Below are 25,416 nucleotides of genomic sequence, written 5' to 3' on the forward strand. Positions count from 1 at the left end.
AATCTGAGGCTTTGAGATAAAGCTGGCAGTACAAGCTTTATCTCAAAGCCTTCCCCCGGATCTTACCTAAGTAAGAGAGAAGGACGGGGGAGGCTTTAGCGTTAGCGGTTAATCAAATTGATTAGACGTATTCGCTTCACCCGCGGCTTTTAGTGCATTCTCACCCGCGAAGTATTCTTTGTGATCATCACCGATGTCTGAACCAGACATGTTTTGGTGTTTAACACAAGCGATGCCTTGGCGTATCTCTTTGCGCTGAACATTTGCAACATAGCCCAGCATGCCTTGGTCACCGAAGTATTCTTTTGCAAGGTTGTCGGTTGACAGCGCTGCAGTGTGGTAAGTCGGTAGAGTAATCAAGTGATGGAAGATACCCGCTTCACGAGATGCATCCGCTTGGAATGTGCGAATCTTGTCATCAGCTCGTTTAGACAATTCAGTTTCGTCATATTCAGCACTCATTAGGCTAGCACGGTCGTAAGCTGAAACATCTTTACCTTCTGCTACCATCGCATCGTATGCTTGTTGGCGGAAGTTTAGCGTCCAGTTGAATGATGGAGAGTTGTTGTAAACCAGCTTCGCATTAGGGTGAACTTCACGTACGCCGTCCATCATCTCTTTGATTTGACCGATGTGTGGCTTCTCAGTCTCAATCCATAGTAGGTCAGCACCCGCGTTGATTGCTTCAATACAGTCGAATACACAACGGTCTTCACCAGTACCTTGGCGGAATTGGTATAAGCCTGAAGGTAGACGCTTAGGTCGAACTAGCTTGCCGTCACGGTTAAAGCAAACGTCGCCTTCTGCCATATCTGCAACATCGATCTCTTCAACATCTAGGTATGAGTTGTAGATATCACCTTGGTCGCCCGGCTCTTTCACTACTGCGATTTCTTTTGTTAGGCCAGCACCTTGTGAATCGGTACGAGCAACGATGATGCCGTTGTCGATGCCTAGTTCAAGGAAAGCGTAACGAAGTGCGCGAAGTTTTGCGTGGAAGTCAGCGTGTGGAACCGTTACTTTGCCGTCTTGGTGACCACATTGCTTCTCATCGGCAACTTGGTTTTCAATTTGTAGACAACATGCGCCTGCTTCAATCATCTGCTTAGCCATTAGGTAGGTCGCTTCTGCGTTACCAAAACCTGCATCGATATCGGCGATGATTGGCACCACGTGTGTTACGTGATTGTCGATTTTGTCTTGGATAAGGTCTTGTTGGTTAACGTCGCCCGCTTCACGTGCAGCGTCTAGCTCACGGAATAAACCACCCAGTTCACGTGCATCAGCTTGGCGCAGGAATGTGTATAGTTCTTCTACTAGGCCTGCAACCGATGTTTTCTCATGCATAGATTGGTCTGGAAGTGGACCAAAATCAGAGCGAAGTGCAGCAACCATCCAACCAGAAAGGTATAGGTAACGACGGTCAGTCTTGCCATCAAAGTGCTTCTTAATAGAAATCAGTTTTTGTTGGCCGATGAAACCATGCCAACAACCCAGAGACTGAGTGTATTGAGAGCTGTCTTTGTCGTAAGCCTCCATATCCGCACGCATGATATCTGCCGTGTATTGCGCGATATCCAGACCTGTTTTGAATTTGTTTTGAGCTCGCATACGAGCAGCAGATTCAGCATTAATTGCATCCCATGGAGCACCTGCAGCGCTTTTTGCAACTTCTATCATTTCGATATCTTGTGTAATTTGCGACATAACTATTCCTTAGTTTCACGTGGGGTATGGTTGCCAAATTGGCTTGGATTAAAACTTTGCTATGGACAAAGAATAACCACGCATGTGATAATTTTGTTAATTTATAGTTATTATATTCGGTATTTTTCTTATGAATATTGCTCGTATAGACCTTAATTTACTTGTGTATTTAGACATGTTGCTACGTGAAAGAAACGTTACACGAGCAGCAAATCAATTGGGTATTACTCAGCCAGCCATGAGTAATGGCCTTCGCCGATTGCGTGATCTCTTTGAGGACCCGCTATTAGTGAGAACCAGTGAAGGGATGATACCAACCGAACGCGCACATAAGTTGCAGCCACTGATTCGAAACATCCTGGCAAATGTAGAAAAGACACTGCAGCCGACCGCAGAGTTTAATGCAGAAGACAGTGAACGCGTATTTCGTATCATGGCGAGTGACTATGCAGAATCGACCATTATTCAACCTCTTCTGAAAAGGTTAAGTGAAATCGCACCGAAAATACGACTGGATATCATGACGCCAAGTGACGTGAGTTATCAGGATGTAGAGCAAGGTACTGTTGATATAATTATCAACCGATTTGACGATATTCCTCAGTCGTTTCACCAGATGAGCCTTTGGCACGACGGGTTTTCTTGTCTATTTAGTTGTGACAACCCGATAGCCGACAACTTCGATATTTTGTCCTATTTAAAGGCGCAACATATCTGGGTAAGTAAGACAGGTATGGGAACGGGGGTGGGGATAAATCCAAGTGAAGCACAAAAGCTCGGTTGGATAGATGAAGCACTTATTCGTATCGGAAAAACACGCAATATTACGGTGTTTACTCGACATTACCTATCAGCCATTCTCTTCGCTCAACAGAAGAATCTGATCCTGACCATTCCAACCAAAGCCGCGCAATTGCAGCGAAATAATCCAAGGCTGTTGATCAAACCCGCGCCATTTGCGATTGAACCGTTTGAAGTGAAAATGGCGTGGAGTCCATTATTGCAAACCAATCCAGACCACCAGTGGATGCGTCGTTTGATTAAAAGTGTCGCTAACGAAATCGAGAGTGGAGTAACGGAATAACACAGTTTTTAGGGTATTTTTTATATGAATATCCAATATAACCGGCATAAATTAGCTAAATTCATGTCCGTTAAGTAAGTTTAAGTCAGTAAAGTAAATTTGAGCTAGTCACGAAAATTTATTGAGTAGCCATAAATTAGTTTGAGAGAGATTTTATGAGCAGTCGTATTCAACAGGGAAGCTTGAACATTGATAGCACCCTCTACCAATTAATTAATGAGCAGGTGATTCCTGGAACAGGCATTGTCGCTGAAGACTTTTGGCAATCATTTGCAACCATCCTTGAAGATTTGGCTCCAAAAAATCGCGCATTGCTTATCAAGCGTGAAGATCTTCAACATCAAATTGACGTTTGGCACCAAGAGCGTGCTGGGCAAACGCTCGATCCTGTGGAGTACAAACAGTTCTTACAGCAGATCGGTTATTTGGTTCCTGAAGGCGATGACTTTCAAGTGACGACAGCGAGCGTAGAGCCTGAGATCGCAACACAAGCAGGGCCGCAGCTTGTGGTGCCAATCATGAACGCACGTTTTGCACTTAACGCAGCCAATGCGCGTTGGGGCAGCCTATATGATGCGCTCTACGGAACGGACGTGATCAGTGAAAGTGATGGCGCGGAAAAGGGCGGAAGCTTTAACCCAGCCCGTGGTGCTAAAGTCGTGACTTATGCTCGCGAGTTCCTTGATGACGCAGCGCCATTAAACGGCGTCTCCCATAAAGACGTCACTAAATACAGCATCAGTAACGCTAGCATCGGCAATAAATTAATAGCGACACTCGATAACGGCGAAGAAGTCACTCTCATTGATAGCGACCAGTTCATTGGCTATCAAGGTGACGCAAGTTCCCCTTCGTGCATTCTTCTTAAACACAATAATCTGCACATCGAAATTCAAATTGACCCGAGCGCACCGATTGGTAGCGTCGATGTGGCGGGAATTAAAGATGTATTAGTCGAAGCCGCTCTAACAACCATTATGGATTGCGAAGACTCGGTTGCTGCAGTTGATGGTGAAGACAAAGCATTGGCTTACCGTAACTGGTTAGGCTTGATGAAAGGTGATCTACAAGAATCACTAGAGAAAAACGGCAAAACCATTGTTCGTAACCTTAACCCAGATCGCCAATACACCAGCGTGACGGGTGGTGAGATTTCACTAAAAGGCCGCAGCATGTTGTTCATCCGTAATGTCGGCCACCTGATGACCAACCCTGCGATTATTGATGCCGAAGGCAATGAAGTGCCTGAAGGCATTATGGATGGCATGATCACTTCGCTAATCGCGATGCATGATTTAAAAGGCAACAGTGCTTACCAAAACTCGACCGCGAACAGCATCAATATTGTAAAACCTAAGATGCATGGTCCTGAAGAAGTCGCGTTCACCAATGAGCTGTTTGGTCGCATTGAAGATGCATTAGGGCTAGATCGATTCACGATCAAAGTTGGCATCATGGACGAAGAGCGTCGTACTTCGGTTAACCTTAAAGAATGTATTCGAGCGGCTAAAGATCGTGTTGTGTTCATCAACACAGGTTTCTTAGACCGAACGGGTGATGAGATTCACACCAGTATGGAAGCGGGACCATTCGCTCCTAAAACACAGCTGAAAACCATGACTTGGATTGGCGCATACGAAGATCAAAACGTTGATCTTGGCTTAGCTTGTGGCCTGCAAGGTAAAGCCCAGATTGGTAAAGGTATGTGGCCAGAGCCAGACAACATGGCGAAGATGATGGATGCGAAAATCGGACATCCACAAGCGGGTGCTAATACTGCTTGGGTTCCTTCTCCAACCGCCGCGACTTTGCACGCGCTGCACTATCACAAGGTGAGTGTACCAAGCCGTCAGAAAGAGCTTCGTGAGCGAGTGAGAGCCAATGTTGATGATATTCTTACTATCCCGCTACTGGGCAACCAAAAGCTGACTGCGCAAGATATTCAAAGTGAGCTGGATAACAACACACAAGGTATTCTGGGGTACGTGGTTCGTTGGATTGATCAAGGCGTTGGTTGTTCGAAGGTACCTGATATTAACGATGTCGGCTTGATGGAAGACCGAGCGACGCTGCGTATTTCAAGCCAACATATTGCGAACTGGTTACGTCACGGCATTTGCGAGGAAGCTCAGGTAATGAAAACCATGAAGCGCATGGCCGCAGTGGTGGATGAGCAAAACGCTGGCGACCAGAGCTACCGTAACATGGCGCCTGACTTTGAAAACAGCATTGCATTTTCAGCGGCGTGTCAGTTGGTATTCGAAGGCTGTGCTCAGCCGAGCGGTTACACCGAGCCAGTACTGCACGCGATGCGTCTAAAACTGAAAGCACAGGAATAGCGAAGCAACTGAATAACAAAAATAGAGAATGTAAAATACTAAAAAAAGAACCCCCCCTTTAACCGAGCCCAAGGTGCCGCGCTTTTATAGCGCGGCTTTTTTTTGATTCATTTTTGTGAAGGGAAAGGTGGAAAGTGGGTCAGGTTAGTGATCACTAAGACTTAATTATTTCCGAGCCCTAATCACTGCCAGAACTTAGTTACTACCAACCTTATTTTCCGCCAAAGCAAAGATACTTAATGTCCATGTACTCATCGATGCCTTCTTTCGCACCTTCACGGCCAATACCTGATTGTTTCACGCCACCGAAAGGCGCGACTTCGGTTGAGATCAGGCCATCATTAATACCCACCATACCGTACTCAAGTGCCTCTGCGATGTTCCATACTCGATGAATGTTCTGACTGTAGAAGTACGACGCTAATCCATAAATGGTATCGTTGGCCATCTCGATAAGCTCTTCGTCCGTGTCGAATTTCATCACAGGCGCGACTGGGCCAAAGATCTCTTGCTGAACAATGTCCATGCTGTGTTTCACATTTTTAAGTATGACAGGCTGAAGGAAAAGCCCATCAAGCTCTTGAGTTGGCGTCACAGGTGTCGCGCCTTGTTCTACCGCTCTGTCTAATAATGCTTGGATGTTGTTCTTCGCATTCTGACTGACAACAGGACCAATGGTGACACCTTCATCTAAGCCGTTACCAATCTTAAGTTGTTGAACCGCTTGATCGAATTTAGCCACGAACTCATCGTATACTTTACTGTGAACATAGAAACGGTTTGCACAGACACATGTTTGTCCCGCATTACGGAATTTTGACGCCATTGCGCCTTGAACGGCCGCGTCGATGTCAGCATCGTCAAACACAATAAAAGGTGCATTGCCACCAAGCTCCATAGAGGTGCGTTTGATGCCTTTTGCAGCTTGAGCCATCAAAATGCTGCCCACACGGGTCGACCCAGTGAAAGAGATTTTTTTGATCAACGGATGCGAAGTGAATAGGTTGCCCACTTGTTCAGGGCTTTCACCAAGAACGACTTGAAGTAGATCCTTAGGGATACCCGCTTGATAAGCCAGTTCAACCACAGCAAACGCAGAAAGCGGTGTCTCATCCGAAGGTTTCACGACAAAGCTACAACCCGCAGCTAAGGCAGGAGCCGCTTTACGAGTGATCATTGCAATCGGGAAGTTCCATGGCGTAATCGCACATGCGACACCAATAGGCTGCTTGATGGTCACCAAGCGTTTGCCAGCGACTGTGCTAGGAATGGAATCACCATAAGTGCGCTTTGCTTCTTCTGCAAACCACTCAATGAAGCTCGCGCCATACACCACTTCGCCTGTCGCTTCGGCTAACGGCTTACCCTGTTCCATTGTCATGATTCGAGCAAGGTCATCTTTGTTTTCAAGGATCAACTGGTGCCAGCGATGAAGCAGTGCAGCACGAGATTTAGCAGGAATTTTTGCCCACTCTTTCTGCGCTACATGAGCTTGTTCAATCGCGTTCGCTAACTCTGTTTCTGATGATATCGGTGCGTTCCCGATGAGTTCATCCGTTGCTGGGTTTGTGACTGCAACTGCGTTGTTCGCTTCTGTCACCATAAAAGAGAGTAAGTGCTGGTTATCAATGTTTAGCATCGTGATTCCTTTGTCGTGATTACTTTAGACGTGTTGCTGATGTGCGGGTTGGCGAGTGTTCAGATCACTTCGACCAAATGTTGATTAGTCGCAGATTGTGGTCGTTAATTCGATAGTTTTGAAGCCCTTGTTTGCGCAAGCATTGTTTACCAAAGTAGGGCTTTCGAAATCCATGATCAGTTAAGTCATGGACTTCGAAATTCTTTAAGAAAGTGCTTACTGCTGACTCCAATTATCAGCTTCGATTTTCGCCAGCGCTTTTGCTGCTTTTTGAAGTGCGGGCAAGAATTTTATTGCTTCATCCGGTTTCACTCGAATCACAGGTGCTTGGATCGCTAGGCCTAGGTTTGATTGACCAGTTGGTGAGGGTATCAGCACAGCGATACAGACTAAGCCTGGTAAAAACTCTTCATCATCAATAGCAAAACCTTGGATTTTTGCTTCTTCGATGTCTTTCTCTAGAGTCGAATAGTCGGTAATCGTGTTCACGGTGTATTGAGTCAGCGGCACGTTTTCAATTAATCGTCTGCGCTGCGACTTAGACATGTGCGCTAAAAACAGCTTGCCTGTAGCTGAGCAGTGTACGGGAACGCGAGAGCAGGGGTGCAGGTGAAAGCGAAGGGGAGCTTCAGTTTCTGCACGATCGAGATAGATGATTTCACCACTTGAAAGAGCCGTCAGGTTACAACTCTCACCGACCTCTGCTCTCAGGTTCTCAAGGATAGTGCGTCGCGCGCTGTGCATGGTGCTATTCAAAAGTAGGTTTTCGGCAAGTTTTCTTAGTCGAATGCCTGAGCTGTAGTGCTTTTCGTCGCCATCTCTTTGAATGATGCCCGCCGCTTCTAATTGCTGAAGCATTCGGTGCAGCGTGGGTTTTGGTAATCCGGTCTCTTCGACTAAACCTTGCAGAGAAATAAACTCGTCTTTTTGCGCTATCACCTCTAATAGTGCAAAAAGTCGGAGGGTCGGTGTATCCCCTTGAACTTGCGGTGTTTCTGTTTGCATACAGTGATTCATCCTTGCGATATGTCTATGCCTAAGAGTGTACATACCAAATCATTATTCTTCAATTATCTGAATAAAATTTGATCTTTTTTATTATTCAAATAATATAAATGTAAATTATGGAACAATTAATCTCAATAAATGGAATTTAAAGATGAGGGCGATTGGACGGATTATTGATAAAGCTCATTTAGATCGTAAGCGTGTTGTTTTGAGTGAAGCGGAGGACCCGCGAGTGCTAGCTGCTGCAAGAATGGCAATCGATAAACAGCTCGCTCACATCACACTTGTAGGCGATGAATCGGCGATCATCGCTGCTGCAGAACTGCATCACATTAACCTGGCTGGCATTCATATTGTTTCTCCACAGGCGTCGTCACTCAAAGAGGTGCTCGCTGAGCGGCTGTATACATTAAGGAAAGCCAAAGGCATGACTTATGATGACGCACTAGAGCTGGTTCAAGACCCACTTGTTTTTGCCAATTTGATGGTAAGGGAAGGGCTGGTCGACGGCACAGTTAATGGCGCGGTTTATACCACGTCTGATGTGGTGCGAGCTGCGCTGCAGATTATTGGGCCAGCGCCAGACAGCGAGTTGGTGTCCAGCTTCTTCTTGATGATGCTGTGTGAGCCTTTCCATAATCTTAAAGGCGGTATGATTTTCAGCGATTGTGGTTTGGTTATTAACCCCAATGAAACCGAGCTGGCATCAATCGCGGTAGCCGCTTCTCAAAGTGCTGAGGCATTGTTAATGGAAGAGCCTAAGTTGGCGATGCTTTCATTCTCTACCAATGGTAGCGCGAAACATGAGTCGGTAGACAAGGTGCGCAGTGCTGCGCAGATAGTTAAACAGCGTTGCCTGGGAATCGCTGTAGACCAAGATGTTCAATTAGATGCGGCGATTGTCACTGAAATAGCGGCGAAAAAGTTGCCTGATTCAAAGGTCAAAGGTCAATCTAACGTGTTGATATTTCCTAACTTAGAAGCAGGTAATATCGGTTATAAGCTTGCGGAAAGGCTAGGTGGGGCTGTTGCGATTGGCCCGTTGCTGCAAGGGCTGAATCAACCAGCGAATGACTTGTCCAGAGGCTGTAGTGCCGAAGATATCTTTAATGTCATTGCCGTTACCGCGGTACAAGCGCAGCAAGGGAAAGCATCTGACTCTAAGGCTGACTCTGAAGCTGATGTTGAAGAAAGAGAAGAGTCGGAGTTTGAATTCCGGTATTAACACTCGTTGCTTAAACTAATGCGGAATCTTGCACTCATATTTACCCCCAAATAACCTAATTAGGATAGCTAATGGAGTTACCTGTTTTACTCGCCATTCTTGCCACCATTGCGGTAGGTACTTATTTCCAAACTGTCACTGGATTTGGTCTCGGTATCATTGTGATTGGGCTAACGGTCAGCCTTAATTTGGTATCCCTACCCGTTATAGCCGGGGTGGTCAGTATTGTGACCTTGTTCAATTGCTTGGTGGCGTTGATGGGTAAGCCACTGCTTGGGGAACTCAAGATTCTGGTGGTGTTAGTCATCGGTATTATTCCCGGCGTATCGATGGGCGTGTACTTGCTGGACGCGTTGAGCGAGTCGGCAACCCAAATCCTACGAGGGCTATTGGGTGCCATGGTGTTGTTCGCTGGTTTGAGCTTTATGTTTAAACCTAAAACTAGAACGGTCCGTTCGACAACCGTATCTTTCCTTGTCTCAGGATTTAGCTCTGGGTTAGCGGGGGGATTATTTGGGATGGCAGGTCCACCGATTGTTTATCATCTCTATCGGCAACCTTTTTCGCTCGATCTGGTGCGAAGCACACTGCTGATGGTTTTCGCTTGTACGTCGATGTCCCGTACGGTCAATGTCTATGCGGCGGGCGACATGGAACAGAGCATATTGTGGTTATCCGCTATTGCTGTTCCTCTGGTGGCGCTTGTCACAATGTTTGCTCGGCGTTTCCCACCGCTGTTGTCTAATGATCAACTCAGAAAGCTGGTGTTTACGGTGTTAATGCTGATAGGCGGATATTTGATGGCTGTCTCTGCATGGTCGTTGTTTGGCTCCTCGTAAACCATTCTCGACAAAGGAGGCTAGTGATTCGCTAGCCTAAGCTTCCCTGTTTAAACACGCTTTAGCATCTCAAATATGCTCCTAGATAGCCCAAACAAGCAGCTCTCTTGTACATCTAACGTGATGTTGCTGCGATAGTACGGGCTCAAATCCATTCCCATTCCCACACCATGAATCTCAATACCGTTTTTGGTCGACTCACGTTCAATCACCTGTTTGAGATGGTTATCTAAATAGAACTGATCGTTGGCGGTACTGGTAGCGGTATCCATCGGGCAGCCGTCTGAGAACACAATCAAAACCTTTCGCTGGGCGGTGTGCTGCTGCAATCGATGACTCGCGAACTGAACCGCTTCGCCATCAATCCCTTCTTTAAAGATGTCGGCTTTACGAAGACTCGCAATGCCAAGTCGAGAACGTCTCCAATGGGTATCAAAATCCTTAAACACGATGTGCCGAACTTCGTTTAAGCGGCCCGGGTGCTTTGGTTGGCCTTGTTTAAGCCACTGCCGATAGACCTTGCCACCGTTCCAGTTATTGGTCGTAAAGCCAATAATCTCGAAAGGGATGTTGGCCAGTCCAACGGATTTGAGAATTGTATCAATCAGTAGGCTTAGCTTGTGACTGTGCTTTTGCATTGAGCCAGAGCAGTCCATCAAAAATGTGGTGGCACATTGATGAGATGTACCGATGTCAGGTTGATAAAAGACAGTGCTATCCAATGGCGATGTGACGAGCTTGGTGATGGTGGTGGCGTTAACAATGCCTTCTTCTAAATGGTCCTGACGTCGGTTCCTCTGTGGTGTGGCAACAAAGCTAGTAAGCATAGCGGCTAAACGGTGAGTGTTGACTTGTCTCGCCATGATGTCATCGGTTAGCTTTTGCCTCAGTTCGAGTAATAGGGTACGCCTGACGAGTTTGTCTGCGGCGATGACTTGATCAAATTCTGAATTAAAGACCTGATAATTGGCGCCCGACAACTCGAATACCTTGCTACTGCCTGTGATGTCGGTATCGACGTCTTGATCTTGAATGTCACCATCAACAATCAAGGCAAGCTGTGCAAGGAGCTTGATGTCTTCTTCAACGGTTGGTGTGGGTGAGTTATCACTTTCCTGTTCTTGGATGATTAACTCTTGTGCAAGGGCTGCAAGCTCATTGGCACTGTGTGCAAACTGTTCTTGGTCTGTTCTATGTTGCTTTAAGCGTTTAAAGCTGTGACCGAAGGTAGGCACGATGCCGGCGCGAGTCGATTCAATGGTCTCAGCAATGGGTTCCGAAACCGGAACACCGGTTAAGCGGGTGTGGATGACTTGCATCAGAGTAAACAGCAACATGCCTATTCGTGATTCGGTGAAGCCATTCTGATGATATTGGTCGCTCCAATACGCAAAGTTGAACTGAATGCTGGTGGTAACGCCTTTTAGATAAGATGGAACTTGCGATTCAATTCGCACCTGCTCGCAGAAGTCATATAACAGACGTTCGACCTCGTTTTTCGGTCGCAATGAGTAGTGAAGATCAGCATCTGAAAGCAAGAGTCGTAATGCCGATGAATCGATCTTGCCTTGCATCGAAAGCTTACTGTTTTTCAGCTCGTGGCGAGATACAAAGGTGAGATCGTTGGTGTGGGCAGACTGGTAATAACAGGGCTTATTGCCTTTATAGAGTCGTTCTCCCCGATAGTTCAGATCGAGTTCACCACTGATTGCTCTGGCGACAGACACTCCAATATCGAGGATCTTTTTCTGCTGAGAAGAAATATTGGCCATGGTTTACGACTCCGAGTGCGAATAGTTTTGAGTATGCGTTTCCAAGGCTTCACCAAAGCAACGGAAATAGTATTCGCTAACCAGTTCTTTCTCTTCGTCTTCACAGCGATTCAAGAATGACAACCTAAATGCGGTGGCTACATCATCGAATATTTGGATGTTTTCAGCCCAAGTGAGCACCGTTCGCGGAGACATCACCGTTGAAAGGTCGCCAGCCCGAAACCCGTTGCGCGTTAACCCTGCCGTTGCGATCATTTTCTCAACCAGTTGTCGGCCACTTTCATTATTCAGCTCTGGAAGCTTGGATAACACGATCTTGGTTTCATGTTGTGGATCTAAATAGTTGAGCGTGGCGATGATGTTCCATCTATCTAACTGACTGTGGTTAAGCACTTGAGTACCCGAATACAAACCTGAAAAGTTACCCAAGCCAAGCGTGTTGCAGGTAGCAAACAGGCGGAAAGAAGGGTGAGGTGTGATCACTCGGTTTTGCTCTAAAGAGGTGTACTTTCCGTCTTGCTCTAATAACTGCTGAATCACAAACATCACGTCAGGGCGACCAGCGTCGTACTCATCTAATACCAGTGCGATGGGTTGTTGAATGCTTTGCGGAAGAATGCCTTCTTTAAACTCAGTCACCTGCATTCCGTCTTTAATGACGATGCTGTCTTTACCTATGAAATCCAATCGACTTAAGTGTCCGTCTAGGTTGATCCTCAAACACGGCCAATTCAATCTCGCGGCAATTTGCTCAATGTGAGACGACTTGCCCGTTCCGTGCGTGCCTTGTATCAATGTACGACGATTTGAAGTGAACCCCGCTAATATAGCCAACGTCACTTCAGGATCAAAACAGTAATTTGGGTCGACTTTCGGCACATATTCACCCGGGTGTTCAAATGCCATCACCGTTAGGTTGCTGTCGATGCCAAAGCGTTCTCTCACGCTTACCGGCTGCGTTGGTACCAATTCCGCCTCTTTCATCATATTTCCCTCTATATAGCTCATCACTTGTCGCTGCTATCGCGATATGTCATCGATTATTAACAGCTCCAGTTAAGTTAACGGCACTTTTTGTACGAAAAACTACCAATAATGTGATCCAGTTTTATTAATTAGAATGAATTGTTCCAATTTAATATAAAAAGTTGACGCGCAAAAATTCTACTACCAAGGTGAAAATGAATTCGAAAAAGAGACAATTCATTCCGAAAAATGAAATTTTGGTTAACTCAAGGAGAATGGAAGAATGAGCGAGCAAGAAAAACGTACGGTTGTTTCCGGCACAGTAACAATGACACCATCAGAAGCGTTCGTTGAAACTATGGTTGCTAATGATGTTACCGATATGTTCGGCATCATGGGGTCGGCATTTATGGACGCAATGGATATCTTTGCTCCTGCTGGCATTCGATTGGTTCCAGTAGTACACGAGCAAGGCGCTGCCCACATGGCAGATGGTTATTCTCGTGTATCGGGTCGCCACGGTGTAGTCATCGGGCAAAATGGCCCTGGTATTAGTAACTGTGTAACAGCAATTGCAGCTGCGTTCTGGGCACATAGCCCGGTCGTAATTGTGACGCCAGAGACAGGCACTAAAACAATGGGCTTAGGTGGTTTCCAAGAATGTAACCAGCTTCCAATGTTCCAAGAGTTTACTAAGTATCAAGGACACGTAACGCACCCAGACCGTATGGCGGAATACACAGGCCGATGCTTCGACCGTGCGATGAGTGAAATGGGTCCAACTCAACTGAACATTCCACGTGACTATTTCTACGGTGAAACTCAAACCGAGATCCCTAAACCCGCGCGTTTAGACCGTGGTCCAGGTGGTGAGAAATCTCTGAATGAAGCAGCAGACCTGATAGCTGAAGCGAAATTCCCAGTCATCATTTCTGGTGGCGGTGTGGTAATGGCTGATGCAGTTCAAGAGTGTGCGGCACTGGCAGAAAGATTAGGCGCACCCGTAGTGAACAGCTACCTGCACAATGACTCGTTCCCTGCTAGTCACCCATTATGGTGTGGTCCTTTAGGCTACCAAGGTTCGAAAGCAGCAATGAAGTTGATGGCTCAAGCGGATGTGGTTATCGCTTTGGGTACACGTCTTGGTCCATTTGGTACCTTGCCTCAACATGGTATGGACTACTGGCCGAAGAACGCGAAAATCATTCAGATTGATGCCGACAACAAGATGCTAGGTCTGGTTAAGAAGATTTCAGTTGGTATCTGTGGTGATGCGAAAGCAGCTGCGGTTGCTCTATCTGAAAGATTGGAAGGCCGTGCATTGTTGTGTGATGACAATAAAGGCGATCGTCAAGACACGGTCGCAACAGAGAAAGCACTTTGGGAAAAAGAGCTTGATGAGTGGACACACGAACGTGACTCGTTCAGCTTGGATATGATTGAAGAAAACTCACACGAGACTCCGTTCTCTGGTGGTGAATACCTTCACCCGCGCCAAGTATTGCGTGAGCTAGAAAAAGCGATGCCAGAAGACGTAATGGTCTCAACCGATATCGGTAACATCAACTCGGTGGCAAACAGCTACTTACGCTTTGAAAAACCACGTAGTTTCTTTGCGGCAATGAGTTTTGGTAACTGTGGTTACGCGTTCCCGACCATCATTGGCGCGAAAGCAGCAGCACCTCATCGCCCAGCTATCTCTTATGCAGGCGACGGTGCGTGGGGCATGAGCCTGATGGAAACCATGACATGTGTTCGTCATAACATTCCAGTGACAGCCGTGGTATTCCACAACCGTCAATGGGGTGCAGAGAAGAAGAACCAAGTCGACTTCTACAACCGACGCTTTGTTGCCGGTGAGCTAGATAACCAAAGCTTTGCTGAAATCGCACGAGCAATGGGCGCTGAAGGTATCACGGTTGATAAGCTAGAAGATGTAGGTCCAACCTTGCAAAAAGCCATCGACATGCAGATGAACGAAGGCAAAACAACCATCATTGAAATCATGTGTACTCAGGAATTGGGTGACCCGTTCCGCCGAGATGCACTATCAACACCGGTTCGTTTCCTAGATAAATACAAAGATTACGTATAAGTCATAGGAAGTTTGTCCGGCCGTAGATATCTCGAGAGTGTTAGAGAAAGTGCTATCGAGAATGTGGTCGGGCAATATTAACGGGTATTGGCAATGTACTTAAGTGAATACCGGCAACCCGTATTTCAATAATCCTTAGTCAAACGTTAGAACATGAATTAAATGACTGTTGTATATATAAGTGGTTTTAGTTATATAAACTTTGTCGTTCCTTATTAATCGACCCTTAGCTAATTGCTCCTTAGTTAATGGTTTTATAACTGTTAGTTATTGATGAGGATATATGGCCATTGATAAAGACATATACCTATTGTCATTTTTAAAATTATTCGTAACGATACTGATTAACCATGATAGTTAATTTTTAATTGTAATAAATTTAAATTAAGTGACCTATTACATGCATGCTGTGAACAATAAACGTTATATAAGCTCACTCGAAGAGATGTATAAAATAATTAATTCATTAATGAATGAATGCAGTGACCAACGTGGTTTGATGTATAACGTGTGTGATTATGAAAATAATAATCTAATGCCAAGTTTAGGCCGTTCCAATCGTAAGAACATACGCCGTGTCGAACAAGAGTTGCTTTCAACAGTGAGAGTTTACGGTGGTCACTCGCTGAGCTCATACGACATAAATGATTGGTTATTGATGTGTTTAGCCAAAAAGCAGGGCTTTCCCACCCGTTTACTTGAATGGACAGATAGCCTGATTAATGCGTTGTGGTCTGTGTGCCATAGCCAAAGTAAAGACTGCATCAATATTGTTAAAGCGATTAATTATCATAGGGTTAGTGTTTTTAACTCACCCTATGAACTTGAAAGAACTCAGATCTTCAAAGTAGCCGACTGCGATAAGCAAGAGCAACGAACGGATAAGTGGTATTCCATTCATCCATTTAAGGACGGCAGTAATGATGCCATTCAGCCTTTGTACGATGAGAAAGAATATTCAAACGGTCTAGTATTCGTTCATATTTTTCCGTCAGCGAAAGTAAACCTGATAAAGGAGTTAATATCCATGAATGTTTTAAATGAACCGACTGATTATATCGAAGAGAAGCTAACTGATATAAAAAATGAAGCCCATGTAGATAACAATCAAGTTATTAATAAAGGTGAGGGTAATATTGAATTACAAGTGAATACTCATGATCGCCAGCTTGAGCAGTATGGCCGAAAGTACCATCAAGATTTTGATTTCGACTAAAGTCTAATATTTCTACTGATTTTATTTAGAGCTCATATAGATCTAGTGATTACGAGATAAATAAAATTAGAACACCAATTAATTTATAAAAAGATGAAATCTGTGAGCTTAAAGATTGTTTATAAAGTAACTCGAAGTTAGAGTGATGAATCTTGTTATCAAGTTGTTAAATTTTTACAGATCTAGTTTAAACACTCTAATAAAAAAGTGGCGAAAAGCTACTGAAATTTAAACCAATAACGAAAACATAAAGGATTCTGGAATATGAATATGCAAACCAATGCAGCGACATTCGTGCTGGAAAACCAAGTCGACACCGCCTTTTTACAGTCTTTTAGTGATGCATGGAATAACCATGATATTGAAGCGCTAATGTCGTTTATGACCGAAGACTGTGTCTTCCACACCGTGGCAGGAGAAGGCGAACTTGGAAACACTATCGAAGGGTACGAAGCCGTTCGCAATAGCTTTGAATTGGTTTGGCAGAACTTTCCAGATGCAGCCTGGAGCGATCCTGTCCACTTTGTGTGTGGAGACCGCGCGGTAAGCGAATCAACGTTCTCTGCGACTAACCCAGATGGCACCGTCATCGAAGCTCGTATGGTTGATGTGTTTACCCTGAAAGATGGAAAAATCAGCGTAAAAATCTAAGCCCTGACGATAAGCCAATTCTTACTGAGATGTTAAATCGAGCCAAAGAAAATGGTCGTGGCGTTTACACCTATCGATGGTTAAATCCGCTGTCGAGCAAAGTGGAAACTAAGCACACTTACTATCGAATTATCGACAATAAGTTGGTTGGGGTGGGTTATTACACAAATTCAAACAACACGTAAACGCGTTTCTACGGAACCCTCAACCCAGTTAAATAAAGGGCTGGGGGCTCGAAATGCCGGTTTGTGTAAAAAAGCAATTTAGTAAAATTCACACTGTGTAATTTTTGTTGTGAAATTGTTTCAAAAATAACAGTAGTATGAAAAACATGGAAACCACACAGTAAAGAACAATTTTGAAAAGGGTCTATTGGGATGTTTGACCTAAATGAAATTTAAAGCCGTACGAGGGATAGACTATGAATATGCTGACACTAGACAAAACAGAACTTCACAGAAACCATTCAACATTTATTGCTGAAGCTGTCTTTGCCGTCGAAATGGTGAAAGCAGACAAGCAACTCGAAAAACAGAAAATGGCGAAACAGTTGCTTGATACTTTATTTCCTCTTGAGGCGGGTTCACACGAAGACGCGGTGAGCTACGAGATCGATTACCGACACGTTCAGGTTTACTTCAAGAATGGCGAACATACTGGACTGAAACGCGCTAAACACTTTGTGGCTTACACAGGTGATAAATCTAAGCCTTCAGCAATCCTATTCCGTGATGAAAGCGGTACGCACGTTGAAGTGACAATCGGTGCTCGTAAAGGCACTGGCCGTCTGGAGTTGGTTGATATTCAAGATATCCAATTAGAGACGTGCACTACGTTTGGTCAAACTGAGGCCAGCCGTTCTTCTGGCATCCGTCACTGGGTGAGCTTAGTAAAAGGCGATGAAAGTGGCCGCCCGAATGCATCAAGTGAAGACAAAGAGTTCACTGCGAAAAATGGTGAAGACTATAACCTAGGTTTTTGCTTCGCAATCTAACGAACTGTCTTTGAAATGTGCAGTGCTGATCTGTGAGACGCAGCGCTGACATTTGAGCACTGATTTCTCTTTTACCTTTGGTAACTTTCCCCGCCCCTATAGCGGGGCTTTTTTATTAGAGCTATAAGTAAATTGGGTGATTATTAAAATTATCTGCAAAAAGTTTGGATGTGATTTTACGGTGCGTCATTTTAATTTAAATTGTTGTATTTGAAGGTTTTTATTCTTTTGTTTTATTCTGTTTTTATTGGGTTAACTATCACTATCAACGGTGGTTTGGGTGACTATTGAGCTAAAAATCAGTCAAAATGCTTTGAGCTGTGCTATAATGTGCGCCTTGGGATTGAGCCTGTAAGTCCATTTATCACTAACTATTGTGATTTTTATTGCCTTTTATTTAGGCGATGCGGCGAGCCAATCAAGTAGTAGTTGGATATGGAGAGCGTCCTTATATTCGTTGAATCGGATATGCGAACATCATAATTTATGAGTTTTAAATCAAAAAAGTACAGTATTGATTCTACTGACTATCAAGTTGGTCAAGACAACGTCAGTAAATGGGGCATGGATGTCCATAACACAGTTTTCGTAGCCTCAGTTGGCTTATCTCTTCTCTTCATCATCACTCTTCTTGCTCTTCCTCCTGCAGATGCTAAAGCTGCAATTGATTCTATTAAGGGTGCTGTTCTATCAAAGTTTGACTTCCTGTTTATGTGGGGAGCTAACATCATGCTAGCGTTTGCTGTTGTTCTTGCTTTTTCACCGTTGGGTAAAATCCGTTTAGGTGGCGAAGACGCGACGGCGGACTATTCAATGTCATCTTGGATTGCGATGTTATTCGCAGCAGGTATGGGTATTGGACTTATCTTCTGGGGTGTTGCAGAGCCAACTGCGTTCTTCACTAACTGGTTCGGAACGCCATTAGACGCAGAACCTTTCACAGCCGCTGGTCGTGAACTGGCGCTAGGCGCAACCGTATTCCACTGGGGTTTTCATGCATGGGCTATCTATGGCATGACGGCGCTTTGTCTGGCGTACTTTGTTTATAACAAAGGCTTACCGCTATCAATGCGTTCTGTGTTTTACCCAATTCTGGGTGAGCGTGTGTGGGGCAAAACTGGTGATGTAATCGATGTACTAACCGTACTGGTTACTCTGTTTGGCCTTGCGACTTCATTGGGCTTAGGTGGTACACAAGCAGCAAGTGGTATTAGCCACGTGTTCGGCTTGGAAAACAACATCTTCCTTCAGCAATCTATCATCGTTCTAATCATGGGCTTGGCGATCATCTCTGTACTACGTGGTATGGACGGTGGTGTTAAGTTCCTAAGTAACCTGAACATGGTTATTGCATTCATATTCCTTGGTCTTATCGCTGTATTGAACTTCACAACTGTGCTTGATTCAATGGCAACGGCGGCAACGGGCTATGTGAAAAATATCGTAGCTTTGAGCCAAAGTGCGGGTCGTGAAGACACAACATGGCTGCATGGTTGGACTGTGTTCTACTGGGCATGGTGGGTAGCGTATGCACCTTTCTTCGGTATGTTCGTAGCGCGTATTTCTAAAGGCCGTACGGTTCGTGAATTCCTACTTTGCGTATTGATTATCCCAACATTGGTGACTTCAGCTTGGATGTCTATCTTCGGTGGCGTAGCTATCGAGCAAGTGATTAATCAGGTGGGGCAACTTGGCCTCGACCAAGGCATTACAGATGTATCTCTAAGCTTGTTTTACATGCTAGATGCTTACTCGTTCGGTAGCATTCTGTCTGTTCTCGCAGTCGCGCTGATCATCGTGTTCTTCGTTACAACGTTGGACTCAGGTTCTATCGTTATCGATGGCATGACGGCGGGTGGTAAATTAGAAGTGCCAGTGAAACAGAAAGTCGTTTGGGCGGTTATCTCAGGTGCTATCGCGATGGTGATGCTGTGGATTGGTGGTACTCAATCAATCCAAGCTCTGCAATCTATTACGATTATTGCAGCACTGCCGTTTACGATCATTCTTTTGATTGGTTGTGTGAGCTTGTTGAAAGGCCTACTGACAGAAGTCGGTAAAGGGCAAGAAACCGTAACTCAAACTACAAAATAAATCGTGAATTAAGTAAGTCGCTAGATAGAGATTTACTTTACTCAGCATGATTCAAAGCTCTCTTGTACTTGGTGCAAGAGAGTTTTTTATGCCTAGGAAGAAATCAGAGACCAGATAAAAAAGAGCCACAAGTGAATCATCACTTGTGGCTCTTTTCGTTCTTAGTTCTAGGTGCTCGGTTCTAGTTATTAGCGGGTATGAGCTTATGCGTTCAATTCATGCTGAATAACGTAATCTAAAGCACCAACAACAGCAGCAACTTGAGCATCATTACACTCTTCGTCTGTTACTTTGTCACTGTCTGGGTAAACCTCTGTGGTTGTACCGTACTTACAATCAGTCACACCACCACACAAGCCTAGCTTCTTCATAGGGTAGTTGATCACACCATGTTGGGTAACTTCAGAACCAATGATCTTGCCGTCTGCATCTGCTGGCGCAATGTGCGTTACTTTTTCAACTGAAGCAATTACCGCCGCTTGGAACTCAGGCTGTGGATTTTCAGTATCGCCAACTGTGTAGAAACCGTCTGGAATCATACCTTCAATGTACTCAATGCCATCACGGGCTGCGAGTGCTGGTCGGAATTCTGTTTCGTCAGAATCCGTTGTTTCGTGTAGATCAACGTGAACCAACACTTCTGGTAAAGAAGCGACTAATGCACGTAGGTTTGCTGATTCTTCTGCTGGCGTACCGTCGTAGAAAGAGCGGTTTGGATCAACAGCATTTGGATTCCAGCGGTTGATCACTTCGTAGCCCCAAGGGCTCACACAAGGTGCGACAACAATGTTGAAGTGCGCCGTGTATTTTTCTGCTTGAGTCGCAGCGAATTTGATCGCGCCATGCACGCCACTGGTTTCGTAACCGTGAACACCACCTGTTACCAGAATCGTCGGCTTTGACTCGTCCCAGTTTTTGCTCTTGATAGCGAAGAGTGGGAAGCGAGCTTCGTCGTAGCTCAGTGCGCCGTATTGTTCGATGTCAAAGCGGTCTGCAAGTGCTTTAATCTTTGGTACAACTTCTTGCTGGTATTCACGCTTAACCGTTCGTTGAGCTAACCATGCTTCACGTTCTGCTTGTTGCCATTTTTGCCCTGGCTTACCAATCGGGTAGGTAGATTCACTTTTCATCAATACTTTTTCTTTTATGTTCGTGAAAGATTAAGACAGATTATTCCTGTCTAACAGAGACAGCAATAGAAAACACAACTTGTGACTTTATTTTTTACAGACTCATAACTTTGATGAGTGAATTGATGGTGTTACATTTTATTGATGGTTCAATTCTTTATAAAGAGACAACAAAATGGCTGGAGCAAGTTTACTAACACTGCTAGATGACATTGCAACCGTGTTGGATGATGTCGCATTGATGTCTAAGGTAGCCGCTAAAAAAACCGCAGGCGTATTAGGTGACGATTTAGCCCTTAACGCCCAGCAGGTATCCGGTGTTTCTGCTGAAAGAGAAATCCCAGTGGTATGGGCGGTCGCAAAAGGCTCATTTAAAAACAAGCTGATTTTGGTTCCGGCAGCACTATTGATCAGTGCATTCATTCCTTGGTTGATCATGCCACTACTGGTGATTGGTGGTCTGTTTCTTTGTTTTGAAGGGGCAGAGAAAATCTTAGAAAAGCTTTTTCCTCATGCTCATCAACACGAAGAGAAAGATGAGGAAAGCAGCTCGGGTGAATCTGTTGAAGAGTATGAGAAGCGAAAGGTCTCAGGCGCAATTCGTACCGACTTCATCTTATCTGCGGAAATCATTGTAATTGCGCTGGGTACCGTAACGGGTACAAGTATCGTGACTCAGATTCTTGTGGTGAGTTTGATAGCGGTTGTGATGACGATTGGTGTTTATGGCTTAGTGGCAGGGATCGTTAAGCTGGATGATTTAGGTTTCTATCTCCAACGCACATCAAATGGGAGTGCCATTAAAACCCGATTGGGTAATGGGTTAGTCGCATTTGCACCAAAGCTAATGAAGATGCTTGCGGTTGTCGGCACGGCTGCGATGTTCTTGGTTGGCGGCGGTATTGTGGTACACAACGTTCCAGCAATTCATCACTTAATTGAACCGATTATTATGGACTTCAGTGGACATACGATTGCGACTGCGGTGGTACCAACGCTATTAAATGGTGTGATTGGGGTTTTATCTGGATTGATTGTCGTTGCTATTTGGACTGCTATCGGAAAAATTCGCGGTAAGTAATCGTTAAATTACTGCTGGGAATAAGACAGTCTTTTATCGAAACAAAAAAGGGTCACCATAATTACTATGGTGACCCTTTTCGCTAAATGGAGGGTGTTTATTTAACAGCCCAAGTGCTTATTTTACAGACCAAGCAATCGCCTCGCCGCCACGGATTGGCACAACGATGTCTGAACCGAAAGGCATCGTTTCAGCAACATTCCACTCTTCTTTAACGAGCGTAATTGTATCTGAGTTACGTGGCATGCCGTAGAAGTCTGGGCCATTGTGGCTCGCGAATGCTTCTAGGTTCTCAATCTTGCCTTCTAAATCGAATACTTCAGCGTACAGTTCAACCGCAGCGTGCGCTGTGTAAGAACCTGCACAACCACACGCTGACTCTTTTGCACCTTTAGCGTGTGGTGCAGAGTCTGTACCCAAGAAGAACTTCTTGCTACCGCTTGTTGCTGCTTCAATAAGTGCTAACTGGTGTGTGTTGCGCTTAAGGATAGGTAGGCAGTAGAAATGTGGCTTAATGCCGCCAACCAACATGTGGTTGCGGTTATAAAGCAAGTGGTGAGCAGTAATGGTTGCCGCGACGTTGTCATTCGCGTTTTTAACGAAGTTTGCTGCGTCAGCGGTTGTGATGTGCTCAAGAACAATCTTTAGGTTAGGAAAGTCGTTCACAATCGGAGCTAGCACTGTGTCTAGGAACTGTTTCTCGCGGTCGAAGATATCAACATCGTGAGTGGTTACTTCACCATGAACCAGTAGCAACATATCCACTTCTTGCATTGCTTCCAACACGTGGTAAATCTTTTGTGCTGAAGTTACGCCTGAATCCGAGTTAGTCGTCGCGCCCGCTGGGTAAAGCTTTGCTGCCACTACTGCACCAGACTCTTTCGCTTTGCGAATTTCTTCAGGTGTTGTGTTGTCTGTCAGGTAAAGTGCCATCAGAGGCTGGAATTGCTCGCTTGGCTGCTCTGCCATGATGCGCTCACGGTAAGCTAAGGCCATTTCGGTATCGGTTACCGGTGGGATGGTGTTTGGCATGATTAACGCTCGACCATTGTAGCGGCTGATATCGCGCACTGTATCTTTTAATACTTCGCCATCGCGTAGATGAACGTGCCAGTCGTCAGGACGAGTAATCGTAAGTTGTGTCATTGAAGGCTCCCACCATTTGAAGTGTTATGTAGTTGGAGCCTAAACTCGGCGAAATCTGTGAAAGCAATCGCTTACGTTTAGGCGACAGGATGATAGTGGAAAAGCACTTTCATTTCATCCTATTTTTAACTCTTCAGGGCTAGGAGCTTGTTTTTATGCCGTTTTAATTCAGTATTTATTTTTGGATACGGGTTAGCGAGTCGCCACCCAGAGTCCATGGATCATCCCTGGCACCCAGAAGAAGAAAGTCAGGATGATGTTAATCAATAGGTCTTTACCTGCGCCACGAGCGAAGAACACGCCAACAGGCGGAAGTAGTACACATAAGATGATAATGACGAGTTTGTTCATGATAAATCCTTTTTATTCAATGAAAGTTCAATGCGATAACCGTGTTCACATTATAGAACGTATGGAGAGTGTTACTGCATTGCTGCCTTAATGTATCAAGATAGAAAGCTAAACATCTCAAGATACTAGCTTAGTATCAAGTGTTTAATGCCTGCCAGTTTATCTATTTATAACCATTTGTTAGCATTGGGACAAACAACAAAACATTGGAATCGTTATGTCGCAGTCACCTATAGATCGAAAGGCTTCAGAGCAAGCTCCTTCCTTATCTCAAATCAACGTGTTTCCGGTTAAATCAGTAGGTGGGATTGCACTCTCTTCTGCTTGGGTCGAAAAACAGGGCCTTACCTTCGACAGACGTTTTATGTTGGCGTTGGCTGACGGATCAATGGTGACGGCGCGTAAGTACCCTAAAATGGTCAAGGTTTCTTCTAGCTTGCAGCCAGACGGCTTGATTTTTACTTATGAAGGTAAAGAGCCGCTGCGTCTGAAATATGCAAACTTCAAGATGCAAGAAGCGCCTGCAACGGTGTGGAAAGATAGCTTCACTGCGTATACCACCAACGACGAGGCGGATGATTGGTTCAGCGATGTGCTTGGTGTTCGCGTAGAACTGCTGTTCTGTGGTGAGCAGTCGAATCGTGTTCGAGAAAAGCTTGGTCAGAATGTCAGTTTCGCTGACGGCTATCCAATGTTGGTGATTAGCCAAGCCTCTCTAGATGAGCTCAATCGCCGCAGCCCTGAAGTTCATTCAATGGATCAGTTCCGCACTAACTTTGTTGTTTCAAATACAGAAGCCTTTGCCGAAGACGGCTGGAAGCGTATCCGAATTGGTGAGGTTGAATTCGAAGCGGTGAAGCCTTGTGAGCGCTGTATCCTGACGACAGTCGATGTTGAGAGTGGCGAATTTAGATCAACAAAAGAGCCGCTTAATACCTTCTCTACATTCAGAGCCAACGAGCGTGGTGGTGTCTTCTTTGGCCAGAATCTAGTGGCGAAAAATGAAGGTCTGGTGAAAGCGGGTGATGTGGTTGAGGTACTTGAAACCAAAGAGAAAGAGCACTACGAAGACACTTGGGTAGAATCACTGCACTTAACTTGCGTCGAGCGTGAAGAGATCGCTCGCGACTTCACAACCTTTTGGCTAGAGCCAGCGAAAGAGAACCATTCATTACCAAGCTATCAGCCAGGGCAACATTTACCGATTGAGATGGTGATTGATGGCGAGAAGTTTTCTCGTCGTTACACGTTATCTTCTAGCCCTTCACGAGCGGGTCGTTTAGCGATTTCAGTGAAGCGAGTGGACGATGGCCAGATCTCTAATTGGTTGAATGATCATTTCCAAGTGGGCGATACGCTAGTTGCTCAAAACCCAGATGGTGCGTTCTACTTAGAAGCGAATCCAACTCACCCATTACTGCTGTTGTCTGCAGGCAGCGGCATTACCCCTATGTTGTCGATGCTTCGTTACTTGGCAGACCATGGTCAAATTGATGATGTGGTTTTCTATCATCAATGCAGCAGCGAAGAAGATATCCCTTATCAAGCTGAGATTGATAAGATCGCCAGTGAGCACGCGGGTCTTCGTGTGATCTATTCATTAAGCCAACCAACCAAAGAGTGGGATGGTTTGTCTGGGCGTCTAAGCGTGTCGCATGTCGCTAAAATTGAAGAGCTACACAAGCGTCAAGCGTTCGTGTGTGGCCCTGACGGCTTTATGGATAATGCCAAGAAATTGCTGATTCAAATGGGGCTGAATCCTCAGCATTATCATCAAGAAGCGTTTGGTGTTGCTCAATCAACGGAAGAAGCGGTGAAGCAACTGCAGTTGAGCGTTAACGGCTACCTGTTCGAAGGCAACAACCAATCAACACTACTAGAGCAAGCTGAGTCGGCAGGTGTGTCTATCGCATCAAGCTGTCGCGCGGGTTTCTGTGGTGCTTGTAAAGTGACCCTTGAGTCTGGGCAAGTTCATCAACCTGATGTACCGGCGTTGCAAGAGCATGAACGCAACATGGGGCAAATACTGGCGTGTTGCAGTGTGCCTCAAACTGATATCGAAGTTGTAGACTAACTCGG

At 45.2% G+C, this 25,416-nt stretch carries 19 protein-coding genes and 1 pseudogene; 12 read left to right on the plus strand and 8 right to left on the minus strand.

Features of this window, described 5'->3' with window-relative positions; genetic code table 11:
- Window positions 1-108 precede the first annotated feature (108 nt).
- Window positions 109-1,707: an isocitrate lyase gene (locus tag AB4493_RS05590; protein WP_372154642.1), complete on the minus strand. Its 1,599-nt coding sequence runs from the start codon at window positions 1,705-1,707 to the stop codon at window positions 109-111.
- Window positions 1,708-1,837: 130 nt separating this feature from the next.
- Between AB4493_RS05590 and AB4493_RS05595 the strand changes: the two genes are divergently transcribed.
- Together AB4493_RS05595 and AB4493_RS05600 are read left to right on the plus strand one after the other, a co-directional pair.
- Window positions 1,838-2,791 carry a LysR family transcriptional regulator gene (locus tag AB4493_RS05595; protein WP_017033103.1) on the plus strand — a complete coding sequence of 318 codons (954 nt, stop codon included), beginning with the start codon at window positions 1,838-1,840 and terminating at the stop codon, window positions 2,789-2,791.
- Between the two features lie 155 nt (window positions 2,792-2,946).
- A complete protein-coding gene (locus tag AB4493_RS05600; protein WP_136981763.1) occupies window positions 2,947-5,130 on the plus strand; it encodes a malate synthase G in 2,184 nt (727 codons plus the stop codon).
- A gap of 211 nt (window positions 5,131-5,341) precedes the next feature.
- On the opposite strand, the gene AB4493_RS05605 is transcribed toward AB4493_RS05600, so the two are convergent.
- Complete coding sequence (locus AB4493_RS05605; protein ID WP_372154643.1) at window positions 5,342-6,769, minus strand: NAD-dependent succinate-semialdehyde dehydrogenase; 1,428 nt, start codon at window positions 6,767-6,769, stop codon at window positions 5,342-5,344.
- A gap of 216 nt (window positions 6,770-6,985) precedes the next feature.
- Window positions 6,986-7,774, minus strand: coding sequence for an IclR family transcriptional regulator (locus tag AB4493_RS05610; RefSeq protein ID WP_372154644.1), 789 nt, complete (start codon window positions 7,772-7,774; stop codon window positions 6,986-6,988).
- Between the two features lie 154 nt (window positions 7,775-7,928).
- Here AB4493_RS05610 and pta point away from each other — a divergent pair, with 154 nt between their 5' ends.
- Both pta and AB4493_RS05620 read left to right on the plus strand, forming a co-directional pair.
- Entirely contained in the window at window positions 7,929-9,002 is a 1,074-nt protein-coding gene (pta, locus tag AB4493_RS05615; protein WP_372154645.1) for a phosphate acetyltransferase, read from the plus strand.
- A gap of 71 nt (window positions 9,003-9,073) precedes the next feature.
- Window positions 9,074-9,841, plus strand: coding sequence for a TSUP family transporter (locus AB4493_RS05620; protein WP_372154646.1), 768 nt, complete (start codon window positions 9,074-9,076; stop codon window positions 9,839-9,841).
- Window positions 9,842-9,891: 50 nt separating this feature from the next.
- Here the strand turns inward: AB4493_RS05620 and AB4493_RS05625 are convergent, their stop codons facing one another.
- Window positions 9,892-11,613, minus strand: a complete 1,722-nt coding sequence (locus AB4493_RS05625; RefSeq protein WP_372154647.1) for a cobaltochelatase CobT-related protein — start codon at window positions 11,611-11,613, stop codon at window positions 9,892-9,894.
- A gap of 3 nt (window positions 11,614-11,616) precedes the next feature.
- Window positions 11,617-12,600, minus strand: coding sequence for a MoxR family ATPase (locus AB4493_RS05630; protein ID WP_017077362.1), 984 nt, complete (start codon window positions 12,598-12,600; stop codon window positions 11,617-11,619).
- Window positions 12,601-12,862: 262 nt separating this feature from the next.
- Here AB4493_RS05630 and xsc point away from each other — a divergent pair, with 262 nt between their 5' ends.
- From xsc to AB4493_RS05660, 6 genes and pseudogenes are all read left to right on the plus strand, one after another.
- Window positions 12,863-14,674, plus strand: a complete 1,812-nt coding sequence (xsc, locus tag AB4493_RS05635; protein ID WP_372154648.1) for a sulfoacetaldehyde acetyltransferase — start codon at window positions 12,863-12,865, stop codon at window positions 14,672-14,674.
- A 400-nt stretch (window positions 14,675-15,074) separates the two neighbouring features.
- On the plus strand, window positions 15,075-15,890 hold the full coding sequence (locus tag AB4493_RS05640) for an FRG domain-containing protein (protein ID WP_372154649.1): 816 nt from the start codon (window positions 15,075-15,077) through the stop codon (window positions 15,888-15,890).
- Between the two features lie 264 nt (window positions 15,891-16,154).
- On the plus strand, window positions 16,155-16,541 hold the full coding sequence (locus AB4493_RS05645) for a nuclear transport factor 2 family protein (protein ID WP_372154650.1): 387 nt from the start codon (window positions 16,155-16,157) through the stop codon (window positions 16,539-16,541).
- Window positions 16,535-16,726 (plus strand): annotated as a pseudogene (locus AB4493_RS05650) (cache domain-containing protein); the annotation flags it as partial. The gene AB4493_RS05645 and the pseudogene AB4493_RS05650, both read left to right, overlap by 7 nt.
- 236 nt (window positions 16,727-16,962) lie before the next feature.
- Window positions 16,963-17,535, plus strand: a complete 573-nt coding sequence (locus AB4493_RS05655; RefSeq protein WP_017070684.1) for a malate synthase — start codon at window positions 16,963-16,965, stop codon at window positions 17,533-17,535.
- A gap of 486 nt (window positions 17,536-18,021) precedes the next feature.
- The gene (locus AB4493_RS05660; RefSeq protein WP_017064293.1) at window positions 18,022-19,629 is read left to right on the plus strand and encodes a BCCT family transporter; all 1,608 of its coding nucleotides are present in this window, start codon (window positions 18,022-18,024) and stop codon (window positions 19,627-19,629) included.
- A 203-nt stretch (window positions 19,630-19,832) separates the two neighbouring features.
- On the opposite strand, the gene AB4493_RS05665 is transcribed toward AB4493_RS05660, so the two are convergent.
- The gene (locus AB4493_RS05665) at window positions 19,833-20,759 is read right to left on the minus strand and encodes a M14 family metallocarboxypeptidase (protein WP_372154651.1); all 927 of its coding nucleotides are present in this window, start codon (window positions 20,757-20,759) and stop codon (window positions 19,833-19,835) included.
- 175 nt (window positions 20,760-20,934) lie between these two features.
- Here AB4493_RS05665 and AB4493_RS05670 point away from each other — a divergent pair, with 175 nt between their 5' ends.
- Window positions 20,935-21,840: a DUF808 domain-containing protein gene (locus AB4493_RS05670; protein ID WP_017059964.1), complete on the plus strand. Its 906-nt coding sequence runs from the start codon at window positions 20,935-20,937 to the stop codon at window positions 21,838-21,840.
- 117 nt (window positions 21,841-21,957) lie between these two features.
- On the opposite strand, the gene pyrC is transcribed toward AB4493_RS05670, so the two are convergent.
- Together pyrC and AB4493_RS05680 are read right to left on the minus strand one after the other, a co-directional pair.
- Window positions 21,958-22,986 (minus strand): dihydroorotase, encoded by a 1,029-nt coding sequence (gene pyrC / locus AB4493_RS05675; protein WP_372154652.1) that lies wholly within the window; start codon window positions 22,984-22,986, stop codon window positions 21,958-21,960.
- Window positions 22,987-23,178: 192 nt separating this feature from the next.
- A complete protein-coding gene (locus AB4493_RS05680; protein ID WP_004731890.1) occupies window positions 23,179-23,337 on the minus strand; it encodes a YqaE/Pmp3 family membrane protein in 159 nt (52 codons plus the stop codon).
- Between the two features lie 217 nt (window positions 23,338-23,554).
- Between AB4493_RS05680 and AB4493_RS05685 the strand changes: the two genes are divergently transcribed.
- Window positions 23,555-25,411, plus strand: coding sequence for an MOSC N-terminal beta barrel domain-containing protein (locus AB4493_RS05685; protein ID WP_372123937.1), 1,857 nt, complete (start codon window positions 23,555-23,557; stop codon window positions 25,409-25,411).
- The last annotated feature ends 5 nt before the right edge of the window (window positions 25,412-25,416 follow it).

Origin of the sequence: Vibrio sp. 10N.222.55.A1, assembly GCF_041473835.1 — a bacterium.
Classification (GTDB): domain Bacteria; phylum Pseudomonadota; class Gammaproteobacteria; order Enterobacterales; family Vibrionaceae; genus Vibrio; species Vibrio crassostreae_C.

Coding starts and splice junctions, on each gene's coding strand:
- AB4493_RS05605 (WP_372154643.1), bottom strand. CDS start 6,769: ATGCTAAACATTGATAACCAGCACTTACTCTCTTTTATGGTGACAGAA.
- AB4493_RS05645 (WP_372154650.1), top strand. CDS start 16,155: ATGAATATGCAAACCAATGCAGCGACATTCGTGCTGGAAAACCAAGTC.
- AB4493_RS05660 (WP_017064293.1), top strand. CDS start 18,022: ATGAGTTTTAAATCAAAAAAGTACAGTATTGATTCTACTGACTATCAA.
- AB4493_RS05665 (WP_372154651.1), bottom strand. CDS start 20,759: ATGAAAAGTGAATCTACCTACCCGATTGGTAAGCCAGGGCAAAAATGG.
- AB4493_RS05640 (WP_372154649.1), top strand. CDS start 15,075: ATGCATGCTGTGAACAATAAACGTTATATAAGCTCACTCGAAGAGATG.
- pta (WP_372154645.1), top strand. CDS start 7,929: ATGAGGGCGATTGGACGGATTATTGATAAAGCTCATTTAGATCGTAAG.
- AB4493_RS05590 (WP_372154642.1), bottom strand. CDS start 1,707: ATGTCGCAAATTACACAAGATATCGAAATGATAGAAGTTGCAAAAAGC.
- AB4493_RS05625 (WP_372154647.1), bottom strand. CDS start 11,613: ATGGCCAATATTTCTTCTCAGCAGAAAAAGATCCTCGATATTGGAGTG.
- AB4493_RS05670 (WP_017059964.1), top strand. CDS start 20,935: ATGGCTGGAGCAAGTTTACTAACACTGCTAGATGACATTGCAACCGTG.
- AB4493_RS05655 (WP_017070684.1), top strand. CDS start 16,963: ATGAATATGCTGACACTAGACAAAACAGAACTTCACAGAAACCATTCA.
- pyrC (WP_372154652.1), bottom strand. CDS start 22,986: ATGACACAACTTACGATTACTCGTCCTGACGACTGGCACGTTCATCTA.
- AB4493_RS05685 (WP_372123937.1), top strand. CDS start 23,555: ATGTCGCAGTCACCTATAGATCGAAAGGCTTCAGAGCAAGCTCCTTCC.
- AB4493_RS05630 (WP_017077362.1), bottom strand. CDS start 12,600: ATGATGAAAGAGGCGGAATTGGTACCAACGCAGCCGGTAAGCGTGAGA.
- AB4493_RS05600 (WP_136981763.1), top strand. CDS start 2,947: ATGAGCAGTCGTATTCAACAGGGAAGCTTGAACATTGATAGCACCCTC.
- AB4493_RS05610 (WP_372154644.1), bottom strand. CDS start 7,774: ATGCAAACAGAAACACCGCAAGTTCAAGGGGATACACCGACCCTCCGA.
- AB4493_RS05620 (WP_372154646.1), top strand. CDS start 9,074: ATGGAGTTACCTGTTTTACTCGCCATTCTTGCCACCATTGCGGTAGGT.
- xsc (WP_372154648.1), top strand. CDS start 12,863: ATGAGCGAGCAAGAAAAACGTACGGTTGTTTCCGGCACAGTAACAATG.
- AB4493_RS05595 (WP_017033103.1), top strand. CDS start 1,838: ATGAATATTGCTCGTATAGACCTTAATTTACTTGTGTATTTAGACATG.
- AB4493_RS05680 (WP_004731890.1), bottom strand. CDS start 23,337: ATGAACAAACTCGTCATTATCATCTTATGTGTACTACTTCCGCCTGTT.